General features: G+C 71.1%; 11 protein-coding genes. 8 read left to right on the forward strand and 3 right to left on the reverse strand.

The window, feature by feature from the left end; all coding sequences use genetic code 11:
- Nucleotides 1–3: 3 nt before the first annotated feature.
- From OHT74_RS04230 to OHT74_RS04250, 5 genes are all read left to right on the forward strand, one after another.
- Complete coding sequence (locus OHT74_RS04230) at nt 4–570, forward strand: CBS domain-containing protein (protein ID WP_328619377.1); 567 nt, start codon at nt 4–6, stop codon at nt 568–570.
- Nucleotides 571–899: 329 nt separating this feature from the next.
- Nucleotides 900–1505, forward strand: coding sequence for a CBS domain-containing protein (locus OHT74_RS04235; protein ID WP_328619378.1), 606 nt, complete (start codon nt 900–902; stop codon nt 1503–1505).
- A gap of 163 nt (nt 1506–1668) precedes the next feature.
- Complete coding sequence (locus OHT74_RS04240; RefSeq protein ID WP_328619379.1) at nt 1669–2226, forward strand: CBS domain-containing protein; 558 nt, start codon at nt 1669–1671, stop codon at nt 2224–2226.
- A 617-nt stretch (nt 2227–2843) separates the two neighbouring features.
- Complete coding sequence (locus OHT74_RS04245) at nt 2844–4217, forward strand: MFS transporter (RefSeq protein ID WP_328623253.1); 1374 nt, start codon at nt 2844–2846, stop codon at nt 4215–4217.
- Between the two features lie 32 nt (nt 4218–4249).
- Nucleotides 4250–6184, forward strand: a complete 1935-nt coding sequence (locus tag OHT74_RS04250) for a helix-turn-helix domain-containing protein (RefSeq protein WP_328619380.1) — start codon at nt 4250–4252, stop codon at nt 6182–6184.
- Here the strand turns inward: OHT74_RS04250 and OHT74_RS04255 are convergent.
- Nucleotides 6181–7098 (reverse strand): MBL fold metallo-hydrolase, encoded by a 918-nt coding sequence (locus OHT74_RS04255; protein WP_328619381.1) that lies wholly within the window; start codon nt 7096–7098, stop codon nt 6181–6183. The genes OHT74_RS04250 and OHT74_RS04255 overlap by 4 nt on opposite strands.
- Before the next feature lie 101 nt (nt 7099–7199).
- On the opposite strand from OHT74_RS04255, the gene OHT74_RS04260 reads away from it, so the two are divergent.
- Nucleotides 7200–8129 (forward strand): AraC family transcriptional regulator, encoded by a 930-nt coding sequence (locus OHT74_RS04260; protein WP_328619382.1) that lies wholly within the window; start codon nt 7200–7202, stop codon nt 8127–8129.
- 86 nt (nt 8130–8215) lie between these two features.
- Here OHT74_RS04260 and OHT74_RS04265 read toward each other — a convergent pair whose 3' ends face one another.
- The gene (locus OHT74_RS04265) at nt 8216–8884 is read right to left on the reverse strand and encodes a DUF4360 domain-containing protein (protein WP_443047274.1); all 669 of its coding nucleotides are present in this window, start codon (nt 8882–8884) and stop codon (nt 8216–8218) included.
- Nucleotides 8885–9101: 217 nt separating this feature from the next.
- Here OHT74_RS04265 and OHT74_RS04270 point away from each other — a divergent pair, with 217 nt between their 5' ends.
- Nucleotides 9102–10973: a galactose oxidase-like domain-containing protein gene (locus tag OHT74_RS04270; RefSeq protein ID WP_328619383.1), complete on the forward strand. Its 1872-nt coding sequence runs from the start codon at nt 9102–9104 to the stop codon at nt 10971–10973.
- 18 nt (nt 10974–10991) lie between these two features.
- On the opposite strand, the gene OHT74_RS04275 is transcribed toward OHT74_RS04270, so the two are convergent.
- Nucleotides 10992–11480 (reverse strand): MarR family winged helix-turn-helix transcriptional regulator, encoded by a 489-nt coding sequence (locus OHT74_RS04275; RefSeq protein ID WP_328623254.1) that lies wholly within the window; start codon nt 11478–11480, stop codon nt 10992–10994.
- 87 nt (nt 11481–11567) lie between these two features.
- On the opposite strand from OHT74_RS04275, the gene OHT74_RS04280 reads away from it, so the two are divergent.
- Complete coding sequence (locus OHT74_RS04280) at nt 11568–12485, forward strand: DMT family transporter (protein WP_328619384.1); 918 nt, start codon at nt 11568–11570, stop codon at nt 12483–12485.
- Nucleotides 12486–12510 lie beyond the last annotated feature (25 nt).

Below are 12510 nucleotides of genomic sequence, written 5' to 3' on the forward strand. Positions count from 1 at the left end.
GCCATGACCTCCACCCCGTACACCGTCCACGACGTGATGACGACGCCCGTCGTCACGGTCACCCCCGCCACCGAGTTCAAGGAAATCGTCGCCGCCATGGAACGGTGGAAGGTCAGCGCCGTCGCCGTCATCGAGGGCGAAGCCCGTGTCGTCGGCGTGGTCTCCGAAGCCGACCTGCTCCCCAAGGAGGAGTTCCACGAGCACCGCCCCGGCATGATCGAGCAGTTGCGACGCCTCGGCGACACCGCCAAGGCCGGCTCGGTCCGCGCGGAGCAACTGATGACCGCCCCCGCCGTCACCGTCAACCCCGGCGCCACACTCCCCCAGGCCGCCCGTCTCATGGCCGACCTGCACATCAAGCGCGGTCCGCGACGCCGGCCTGATCCCCATGGCAGAACACCTCACCCACTCCGTCGAAGGCATCGTCGACGTCCGCTGCCGACTCGTGGGCCCCGCATCAAGCGACACCTTGAACTGAGCTGTCACCGGCACTCCTTGGCCCGACAGCATCGTCTCCGAAGCCGACCTGGTCCGCAGCCAGACCGGACCGCCCGATACCGAAGGGCGTGATCCGATGTACGACGTCGGGATGGCCCGCTTCCTGCGCGAGGCAACGCATCAGGCGCCCCCCGGTGGTCGACGAAGCCGCTGCACGAGTTGACTCACATGACGAAGGCGGAAAAAGCCCGCCCGCTTCTCGCGGATACCGATTGCGCGGTGCACGGCCGTGAGCCGCTTCTCCGCATCCTCGTGAGGACTCTTTCCGTCGACTCCATGGAAGCACCGCGTACCGCCCCGGCGACAGGGCCGGTCAGTCCCCACCGGTCCCCTGATGGCCCTATCCCCGGCAGACGTCGGTGCCGACGCTCGGACATGGGGGATGCCGCTCTGGAGGAGCCATGAAGCACCTGCGCACCGTCAACGACGTGATGACCCACGCCGTCATCTCCGTCGACCGAGGAGCACCGATCAAGGAGATCGTCGAAGCCATGCGGCAATGGCGGATCAGTGCCCTGCCCGTCCTGTCGGACGAGGGTCGCGTCTCCGGCGTGGTGTCCGAAGCCGATCTGCTGCTGAAGGCCCAAGGCGCGGACGGATCCCGCGCCGTGACCGCCGGCCAGCTGATGACCTTCCCGGCCGTCACCGTGACCGAGGAGACCGGCATCGCGAGCGCCGCCCGTCTGATGGCCCACGGGCACCTCAAGCGACTACCCGTCGTCGACCGCGACGGCCGCCTCGTAGGCGTGGTCAGCCGGGGCGACCTGCTCAAGATCTACCTCCGTCCCGACGCGGACATCGCGGAAGAGCTCCGCGAACTGATCATGGCCGAACTCATCCCCGCCGGCTCAGCCGTGGTGCAGGTCCACGTCACCGACGGCCTCGTCCACCTGGAAGGCACCATCCCCGACCCCGCCCTGAGGAACGTGCTGATCCGCGTCTCACGCACCGTACCGGGGGTCGTTGACGTCACGGCCGCGAGCCTCGGCACCGAAGTCCACACGTAGAAGGGGCCGGCCATGAGGCACCGCAGCGTCGCCGACCCGAGCCTTCAATCTGCACCTGGGCCAGAGCATCGACGGTCCCGTGGATGTGGTCAACCGGCTCGACTACGAACAGGACGACGAGTCGGTCGGCGCTCGCACCGCTGCCGAGAGGTAGGAGAAGAGCATGAGGCATCGAGAAATCCGCGAGTTGATGACCCGCGAGGTCGTCACCGTCCCCGACAACGCCCCGTTCAAGCAGATTGCCCGAACCCTGACGGACCACCGGGTGTCGGCAGTCCCTGTCGTCGACCGGGCCGGCCATCCGATCGGCGTGATCTCGGAACGGGATCTGCTGCCGAAGTCCGCAGGCCAGGGGGACTACTTCCAGTCACTGCCCGAACGAGAAGCGTGGCAGGAGGACAAGGCCGCGGGGACATGCGCCGACGAGCTGATGTCCTCGCCCCCCGTGTGCGCCAGGCCCGACTGGACCGTCGCCGAAGCGGCGAGACTGATGGAAGCACAAGGGGTCAAGCGGCTCCTGGTCGTAGACGACTCGGACGTGCTGATCGGCATCGTCAGCAGAAGGGACCTGCTGCGGATCTTCCTGCGGGACGACGAGGACATCCGCCACGAGATCATGGGCGACGTACTCGATCTCAGCCTGCGTCAGAGCCCCGAGGCCGTCACCGTGGAAGTGGTCCAAGGGCAGGTCGAACTGCACGGAACCGTCGACGGCAGCTGATGGCCGAGGTACCGCGGCGGCCACCCTGGAGCGAGCGCCCACTGGACACCCCGCTGCGGGCGACAGGCGGACTGCGGCATTCGGATCCACGCCCCGAGACGACAGCCCACCACGACACTGGTGTCGCACACGGCAGCCGAGATCCCGACCATGCACGGACCAAGCCTTGCCAAATTGGTCCGGCATTGGCCATTTGGGCTGGTCACCGGTGGTGTGACGACGCCTGTACCACCAGGAGACGAAGAACCTCATGGCAGGAGCGGGCCCAACGCCTATGGACCGACTCCCCCAGCCCGAGTGGCCCCCGTACTCCTGGGGGTTCATCCGCTCCGCTCATCGCCGGTCCCCACAGCGGAGATCGCAGGACGCGCGCTCAACGCAGCGTAACCAGCACGGGAGTCAGCACCGACCCTCCAAACGGGCGCAACTCTGCAATTCCGGCGGGGCCCGTCACCCCCGCGTCCGAGGCCGCGGGAGGCCGCTCCGTCGGTGGTGTGGGCGTGGGACACATAGAACACCGCCTCATTGTGGGAGCCCACCACATATGCCCCTGACCTGCCGACTTCTACGTTGTGGCGACACGGAAACTCCTCGTCGACCGCCTGGAAGTGGTGTTCATGGCCTCCCCCGAGACCGCTCCCCCGACCGCCGGATCCATCAAGAGAATCGTCGCCGCCAGTCTCGTCGGGACCACCATCGAGTGGTACGACTTCTTTCTCTACGGCACCGCTGCCGCGCTGGTGTTCAACAAGCTGTTCTTTCCCACCGGCGATCCGCTGACCGGGACTCTCATCGCCTTCATCACCTACGCCATCGGGTTCCTGGCCCGGCCGCTCGGCGGGGTGGTCTTCGGGCACTTCGGGGACAAGGTCGGGCGCAAGAAGCTGCTGGTGCTGAGCCTGCTCATGATGGGCGGGGCCACCTTCGCGATGGGGCTGCTGCCCACGTATGCCGGCATCGGCGTGGGGGCACCCGTGCTGCTCACCGTCCTGCGGCTGGTGCAGGGCTTCGCCCTCGGTGGTGAGTGGGGCGGGGCGGTGCTGATCGTGTCCGAGCACGGCGGGGCCGAGCACCGCGGGTTCTGGGCCTCGTGGCCGCAGTCCGGTGCGCCGGGCGGGAACCTGCTGGCCACCGGGGTGCTCGCGCTGCTCGCCGGTGTGCAGTCCGATGCCGCGTTCCTGGCGTGGGGCTGGCGCGTCCCCTTCCTGCTCTCCGGTGTCCTGGTGATGGTCGGACTGTGGATCCGGCTGTCCGTCTCCGAGTCGCCCGTGTTCCTCGCCGCGCAGGCCGCCCGGCAGGGGCGCAAGGACGAGGCGCCCGTCGTCCAGGTGTTCCGCCGCAGCCTGCGCCAGGTGCTGACCGCCATCGGCACCCGGTTCGGCGAGAACATTTCCTACTACGTGCTGACCTCCTTCCTGCTCGTGTACGTCACCGTGCACTTGGGGCTGGCCAAGAGCACCGCGCTGAACGCCGTCCTCATCGGCTCGGCCGTCCACTTCGTCACCATCCCGGCCTGGGGCGCGCTCTCGGACCGGATCGGCCGGCGCCCGGTGACCCTGATCGGCTCGGTCGGCATGGCCCTGTGGGCCTTCGCGTTCTTCGCGCTCGTCGACTCGAAGTCCTTCGCCGTCATCACCCTGGCCGTCACCGCCGGGCTGCTCCTGCACGGCGCCATGTACGGGCCCCAAGCGGCCTTCATCTCCGAGATGTTCGATACCGAGGTGCGCTACTCCGGTGCCTCGATGGGCTCTCAGCTCGCCTCGATCGTCGCCGGAGCGCTGGCCCCGCTCATCGCCGTCGAACTCCTCAAGGACTACGGCTCCTCCGTTCCCGTCTCCCTCTATCTCTGCGCGGCCGCCGTGGTGACCACCGTCACCGTCGCCTTCGCCCGGGAGACCCGCGGCCGTGATCTGGCCCAGGCAGGTACCGGGCCCGCCGCTGCCTCCGGCGGGCGGGCTGCTCCGCTTCCGGCCGCCGTCGACCCCGCCTGATACGGTCCGGCCCGCCACGGAAGAATGCCCCCATGACCTCCGGACACGAATCCGCCCTGCTCGAGCTGCTCGGTCTGCTGCGCCGCGGCGCGCCGGTCGAGCAGTTCGACCGCCCCGCGGCGGACGCCCGTACCGCCGGGGCGGGCCCTGCCGAGCAGGCCCTCGTGGACGAGGCCACGCGGGTGGCACTGGACATCCGGCGTACGCTCGACCAGCACCGGCGGCGCGAGGCCGAGCTCACGGCCCTGTTCGACACGGCCGGCGACCTCACCGCCCTGCGCGATCTCGACGCGGTGCTCCGGGCCATCGTCCACCGCGCCCGCATGCTGCTGGGGACCGACATCGCGTACATGACCCTCAACGACCCGGTCGTCGGCGACACGTTCATGCGCGTCACCGACGGCTCGGTGTCGGCCGCCTTCCAGCAGCTGCGGCTCGGCATGGGCGAGGGGCTCGGCGGTCTGGTCGCCCAGACCGCCCGCCCGTACGCCAGCGCCGACTATCGCACCGACGACCGCTTCCGGCACACGGACGCCATCGACTACGGGGTCCGCGAGGAGGGCCTGCGCGGCATCCTCGGCGTCCCGCTGCGCGTCGGCACCCGCGTGATCGGGGTGCTGTACGCGGCCGACCGGACGGTCCGCGACTTCGCGCCCGACGCGGTCGCGCTGCTCTCCTCCCTCGCCGACCATGCCGCCGTGGCCATCGACAGCGCCCGGCTGCTCGAAGAGACCCGCGCCGCCCTCGTCGAACTCGGGGTCGCCACCGAGACCGCCCGCGCCCAGAGCGAGGCGATGCGGCTCGCCGCCGAGACCCACGACCGCCTCACCCGCCTCGTCCTGCGCGGCGGCGACGTGGCCGACGTCGCCCAGGAGGTCGCCGCCCTGCTGGGCGGAGGCCTGATCGTGCACGATGCCGATGGCGCCGAGCTCGCACGGGTCGGCACGGATCCGGTCAGCCCGCCGGCCCGCGGCCTGGCCGCGTCGCGCTCCGGCGGCCGGGCCGTCGCGGTGGACGGGATATGGGTCTGCGCGGTCCTGGCCGGGCCGGAACTGCTGGGCAGCATCACCCTCGGCGGACGCGGCGACCTGCCCGACACCGAGCGGCGGCTGTTCGAGCGGGCCGGCCTGGTGACGGCGCTCCTGCTCCTGCTGCGCCGGACCGTCGCCCACGCCGAGGACCGGGTCCGCGGCGAACTGCTCGGCGACCTGCTGGCTCCGGCGACGCCCGGCCGTGTCCGCGACACCGACAGCCAGACCCTGCGGGCCCGCAAGCTCGGGGTCGACCTCGCCCGCCCGCACGCCCTCGTGGTGCTGCACTGCGACGCCGCGCTGCGGCCCCGGCTGGCGGCGGAGGCCGCCCGCCACGCACGCGCCCGCGACGGCCTGGCCGGGCTGCACCAGGGCCGCGTCGTCCTCCTCGCCCCGACCGAGAGCCCGGGCCCGCTCGCCCGCTCGCTCGCCGCCGAGCTGGGCCGGGCCCTGGGCACCCCGGTCACCGCGGGCTCCGCCGGGCCCGCCGCCGGACCGGAGGGGCTGCCAGGCGTGTACGCCGAGGCGCTGCGCTGCCTCGAGGCCCTGCACGCCCTCGGCCACACCGGCGACGGAGCCGGCCTGCCCGACCTCGGGTTCCTCGGGGTGCTCCTGGGCGACCGGGCGGACGTGGGCGCGTACGTCGAGCAGGTACTGGGGCCGGTCATCGCGTACGACACGCAGCGCGGGACGGAACTCGTCCGCACGCTGGAGGCGTACTTCGCCCACGGGACCAGCCTCGCCCGGACCAAGGACGCGCTCCACGTGCACGTCAACACTGTGGTGCAGCGCCTCGACCGGGTCCGGCAGATCCTGGGCGAGGACTGGAACACCCCGGCCGGGGCGCTGGAGATCCAGCTCGCCCTGCGGATCCTGCGGGTGACGGCAGCCCGGCCCGGCCCGGTCCCGAAGTCGCTGCTTCCCCCCTCGCCTTAGCCGACCTCGACGTAGCCCGCCCACTCGCCGAGGGCGAAGTTCTGCCCCTGGCGGCGGACTTCGACCGCTCCCGTCCCGCCGAAGTGGGCGGGTACGAGCAACTCGCCCTCATCGGCGGCGCGTTCGAGGATCCGGCGACGGCTGGCTGCGGCCTGCCCGGCATCCAGGCAGAAGCAGCTGTTGCAGGCGGGCTCCAGGATCTGCACGGGGCTGTGCAGCAGGTCGCCGACGAAGACGGCCCGGTCGGTCCCGGAGGTGAGCCGCAGGACTGCGGATCCGGGGGTGTGTCCGGGCGCGGATTCGAGGGTGAGGTGCTCGTCGATACGGTGGGCGCCGTCCCAGAGCACGGCCTGTCCGGCGTGGTGGACGGGCGCGATGCTGTCCTCGTATATCAGCCGGTCGTCCTCCCGGAGGCCCCTGCCGTACGCGTTGCCGGGCCCGAAGTGGTGGTCGTCGGCGGCCGGCACGAGGTACTGGGCGTTGGGGAAGGTCGGCACCCAACCCCCGTCCGCGGCCACCGTGTTCCAGCCGACGTGGTCGCCGTGCACGTGGGTGTTGACGACGATGTCGACATCCTCCGGCCGGACTCCGGCCCGTGCCAGCTCCCCGAGGAAATCGCCTTGCCGGTGGTGGAAGTGCGGCGAGCCGGGACGCTCCCGCCCGTTGCCCACGCCCGTGTCGACCAGGACGGTCTTCCCGGCGCTGCGCAGCACCCAGGTCTGCAGGGCGACCACGGCACGGTCGCTGTCCGCCTCCCAGTGGTCCGGCGACAGCCAGTCCTCGTTCTCCTTCCACACCTCTGCCCCGGCCCCCGGCACGAGGTTGCGCGCCGGCCCGAGCGGCCCTGCCCATTCGATGACCCGGGTGATCTCGACGTCACCCAGGATGATGCTCTGCCTGCTCTCGTTCTTCATACCGTCGAGTCTAGAAAGCGCAGTTGAGCCTCTCAATGCCCGAACGGCTCATGTGAATACGTGGTCGTCTCATACCCGAGGCCTACGGCTACCCTGACCCCATGGATGTGGTGAGCGACGCCATCGCGGCCGTACGGATCGGACGGCCCTCCTCCAACCGGGTCCGGGTGAGCGGGAGTTGGTGCACGCGCTTCGCCCCGTACGAGGGCGCGGGCTTCCACGTGCTGCTGGAGGGCAGCTGCTGGCTGCTGCCCGACGGCGGCGGCCCGCCGGTCTCCCTCGGCCCCGGCGACGCGGTACTGCTGCCGCACGGCACGGGGCACGTGATCGCCGACTCCCCCGCCGATGCCGCGGCTGTGGCGCGGGCGGCGCCGTTCGAGCTGCGGCCCGACGGGACGCTGCCGGGCTGCGACCCGACGGCCGCCTCAGGCGCGGTGGAGATGCTGTGCGGCAAGTACCGGCTCGACCGCAGCCGCGTCCACCCGCTCATGCTGGAGCTGCCGAAGGTGGTCCACCTGCCGAACCGGGTCGGAGTGCACCCCGAACTGCGGGCGGCGATCTCCCTGCTGGGCGGCGAGCTCGGCGGCGAGCAGCGGCCGGGGGCCTGCATGGCGGTGCCCAGCCTGCTCGACCTCCTGCTCGTCTACATGATCCGCTCCTGGATGGCCGAAGGCCCGGGCGGAGCCTGGTCGGCCGTACTCGGCGACCCGGTCGCGGCCGCCGCCCTGCGGGCGCTGCACTCGGATCCGGCCGCGCCCTGGACCAACGACCGGCTGGCGGCCGAGGCGGGCGTCTCCCGCCCCACGCTGGCGCGCCGGTTCACCGCTCTGGTCGGCCGCCCGCCGATGGCGTACCTGACGTGGTGGCGGCTGACGTGCGCCGCCACCCTGCTCCGGGACACCCCGGACCCGCTGGCCGCGATCGCGCGCCGGGTCGGGTACGGCACGCCGTACGCCTTCTCGCACGCCTTCAGCAGGGAATTCGGGACCACACCGGGCCGCTACCGGGACGCGGCGGCGAAGGCCTCGTAGGCGACCGGGCAGCCGGACCCACCGCCCGTGAGCGGCGGGACGGATCGCCGCCACCGCCGCTCGGGGTTTCCGGGGAACCGGCCGGCTCAGCGCCGGACCGGGCACTGCTTCCAGGAGAAGTGGTACACGCTGTTGATGCTGCCGTCCGTGGAGTCGACGGTCATGTAGCTGGTCTTGTTCTTGTCGGAGGTCCCGACGTCCGCGCGCAGCTCGGTGTTGATGTTGAAGTTGCGCTGCTCGCCGCAGGGGGCGAAGACGAGGGCCTCGATGCCGGTGGTGTCGGTCACCTGCCAGTTGTCGTCGAGCTCGCCATGGAACTGGTGAGTCCGGTTGGCGGTCTGACTCATGCCCTGGAAGTAGTAGCTGGCCTTCTGGGTACCGGTCGCGCCCGGCTCCAGCTTGCCGTAGCCGCGGTAGTCGACGTGGGACACCGCGTACGTGTAGCCCTGCGGGACGTGCACGAGGAGGGAGAGGAGGCAGTTCTTGCGGCCTTCGGTGGCGGCGACGCCGCCGCCGGCCGAGGCCAGGTACTCGCTGTAGGTGACGGTGAAGGCCGAGTTGTCGGGGGCCACGGCGACGGTGGCACTGCCGGGGCGGCAGCCCGAGCCGTTGACCGAGGCGACGTCGACGGCCACCCGGCCGGGGGGTGCGGCGGTGGTGGCGTTCGCCCCGGCCGGAAGGGTGAGCGTGACGAGGCATCCGGTCACGGCGGCGGCGGTCAGTGCGGTGCGAGCGATGCGAAGTGACTTGATCACGTCGCCATGGATAGCCGCCGCACGCGGTCGCTGAGCCCGACCGGGTACGCGGCATCACCCGGTCGGACGGCCCGGTTCACCGGAGAAACGATTCAGCAATCCGGATCGTGCGGCCGGATGGCCCATGTGACACACCTTCACCCGCCTCACCCGCGCCCTTCCATGCCAAATCCGGCATTTTTAATAAAATGGGCATCCCGTCGACGGAGGAGAGTCCATGCCCGGTCCGCTCGTACGGCGGTCCGCCGCGCTGTCCGCATGCGTGGCCGTGGCCGCCGCCCTCGCATCCCTGACCACGCCCGCACCGCCCGCCTCCGCCGCGGCAGTCGGGCACGAATCCCCTCCGGGGCAGTACCGGGCCGACGACGGCGCCGCCCGGGTCGAGGCGGACGCCGACGAGGCCGCCGTACTCGGCGAGGAGCACGCCCGGGCCCACGCGCAGCGGCGGAGCGACGCCAAGGGCCCCAAGGAGTACCCGCAGGCGAAGCGAACCAAGAGCCTCGCCTCCCTCAAGACCTCCCAGCAGAAGGCCAACGCCGCCTTCTCCGCCGCGCGGTTCGGCCGGTTCACGGAGTTCTTCCCCTCCCCCGACTTCGGTGTGCACACCGCCCTGCTGCCCACCGGCAAGGTGCTGCTCTTCTCCTTCGAGCGCGTGGAGGTCAACCCCACCAAGGAGACAGGGCCCACCGACCGCATCGGCCGGACCAACGCGGGCCGCGCCTTCCTGTGGGACCCGGCCCGGGGCACCGGGGCCCGGGCGTTCAAGAAGGTGGAGCCCCCGACCGTCCTGATGCCCGACGGTACGTACACGCCGCGCCCGGCGCCGTTCTTCTGCGCGGGGCACGCCTTCCTGCCCAACGGCATGGTCGGGGTCTTCGGCGGCAACACCGGCGGCAAGGGCGGCAGCGGCGCCAAGCTGTCCTTCGTGTTCGACCCGTGGACCGAGAAGTGGTTCCGCAACCAGGACATGTCCGTCGGCCGCTGGTACCCCTCGGTCGTGACGGGGGCGGACGGACGGCAGATCATCATGTCCGGCCAGTCCGAGCGGGGTACGGGCACGCCCACCCCGGTCGTGGAGCGCTTCCCCGCGCTGCGCCATCCCGTGCCCTGGGGGCCGTACGACATCCCCATCGACCTGGCCTCCGAGCGGCTGCGGGCGGACGCCCCGTTCCGCAACGACTATCCGCACCTGTTCTCGCTGCGCGACGGCATGATCTACGGCCTCGGCCGGGACGCCGACCAGCAGTGGCTGTTCGATCCGGTGAAGGAGACCCGAGCCGATCTGCCGCGGCGCCCCGCCGACTTCCGCGGCTACGGTTCGGCGGTGCCGCTGCCGGCCGGGTTCCGCGGCCCCGACTCCGTACTGGTGCTCGGCGGCGATCCGCACGACCCGAACACGTACCGGCTGTCCGGCGGCCGGTGGACCACCGAGGAGCCCCGGGCCTTCGGCCGCACCCAGGACGACACGCTGATCCTGCCGGACGGGACGCTGCTCACGGTCAACGGCGCCCTGGACACCCGGAATTACGGGCACGGGCCGTTCAATCCGCAGGCCGACCTCTCGTACCGGCAGATCGAACTGCGCGATACGCAGGGCCGTTGGCGGCTCGGACCGGCGCAGCGGCTGCCCCGCGGCTACCACTCCAACGCCCTCGTGCTGCCGGACGGCCGGATGATGGTCACCGGCGACGAGCTCCAGCAGATCGCCAACGACCCCGATATCAAGGACAAGATGGACGGCAGCATCGAGCTCTACGAGCCCGCGTACCTGCACCGGGGCAGCCGGCCGGCCCTCGGCCGGGCGCCCGGTGGCGAGCTGGGCTACGGGGCGGGCTTCGAGGTACGCAGTTCCACCGCCGCCCAGGTCACCCGGGCCGTGCTCCTGGCGCCGACCACCGTCACCCATGCGGTGAACACCAGCCAGCGCCATCTGGAACTCCCGATCACCGGCAAACACGGCACTGCGATCGGGCTCCGTACACCGCCGAGTGCGGCCGACGCCCCGCCGGGGTACTACATGCTGTTCCTGCTCGACGCGAAAGGGGTGCCGAGCACGGCGAAGTGGGTCAAGCTCGGCAGCCGCCGGTAACGAGGGCGAACCCCGCCCTCAGCGCCCGTGCGGCGGCTCGACCCGGGCCAGCCAGGCGGTGAGGAGCGACTCGAGCTGCGCGGCCTGCTGCGGGGTGAGGCCCTCGAGCAGGGTCCGTTCGTTCTCCATGTGCTCGGTGAACGCCCGGTCGATCAGTTCGCGCCCCGCCGCGGTGAGCGCGACCACCCGCCCCCGGCCGTCGGCGGCGGAACGGCGGCGTGCGACGAGGCCGTCCCGTTCGAGCCGGTCGATCCTCTTGGTCATCGCGCCCGTCGTCACCATGGTGTGCACGGCCAGTTCGCCGGGCGCCCGCTCGTACGGATCGCCTGCGCGGCGCAGGGCGGCCAGTACGTCGAACTCCCCCTCGCTCATGCCGTAGCGGCGGTAGACGAGGCAGAGGCGGTCCGTCAACAGCAGCCCGAGCCGGTGCAGCCGCCCGATCACGCCCTGCGGGGCGACGTCGACGTCCGGGCGTTCGCGGGCCCACTCGGCCTGGATGCGGGCCACGTGGTCGGCGGGCGCTTCTGCTTGCGTTTCATCCGGTTCCTGCTTCACCACCTCAGTATAGCTTCTAAGGAAGGTACTATATCTTCCATGGAAGCTAATCTACGGTGGTCGCTGGTCACGGCGATCGCGCCGATCGCATGGGGCACGAACTACTACGTCACCCGGGAGTTCCTGCCCGCCGACCACCCGCTGTACGGGGCGGCCCTCCGGGCGCTGCCCGCCGGGCTGCTGCTCCTGGCCGCCTGCCGGAAGCTGCCCGCCGGATCCTGGTGGTGGAAGTCCCTGCTGCTCGGCTTCCTGAACATGGGCGGGTTCTTCGCGCTGGTCTACATCGCCGCGCAGCGGCTGCCGACGAGCACGGCCTCGACGGTCATGGCGACCGCGCCGCTGGTGATGATGCTCTTCGCCTGGGCGCTGATCTCCGAACGGCCGGGGCTGCGCCAGATGGCCGGCGCCGCCCTCGGCGTGGCGGGGGTGTCGCTGATGCTGCTGACCGGGTCCGTACCCATGGACGCCCTCGGCGTGGTGGCCTCCGTGGCCGCCATGACGATGTCCTCGTTCGGCTACATCCTCGCCAAGCGGTGGAGCACCGAGGTCGGGGTGCTCGCGTCGACGGCGTGGCAGCTGCTGGGCGGCGGGCTCCTGTTGCTGCCGTTCGCCGTCGCGGTGGAGGGATCTCCGCCGACCCTCGACGGTTCCGAGCTGCTCGGATTCGGATATGTCACGGTCGTCGCGACGGCACTGGCGTTCGCGGCCTGGTTCGCCGGCCTGCGACGGCTGCCGGCCGCGACGGTCGGCCTGCTGGGACTGCTGAACCCGGTCACGGGCGTCCTGTTGGGCACGGCGATCGCCGGGGAAACGCTCACCTTCCGACAGATCTGTGGGCTCCTGCTGACCCTGACGGGCATCCTGCTCGGGCGGAGGGGAGGATTCCTCACCGCTCGTAACGGGAGGAATTCAGTAGGTAGCGATAACATAAATTCGCGGCTGAATTACCGTCAATAAGGATTTGAGCCATATCTCGATTTGA

This window comes from Streptomyces sp. NBC_00354, from assembly GCF_036106915.1.
GTDB lineage: Bacteria > Actinomycetota > Actinomycetes > Streptomycetales > Streptomycetaceae > Streptomyces.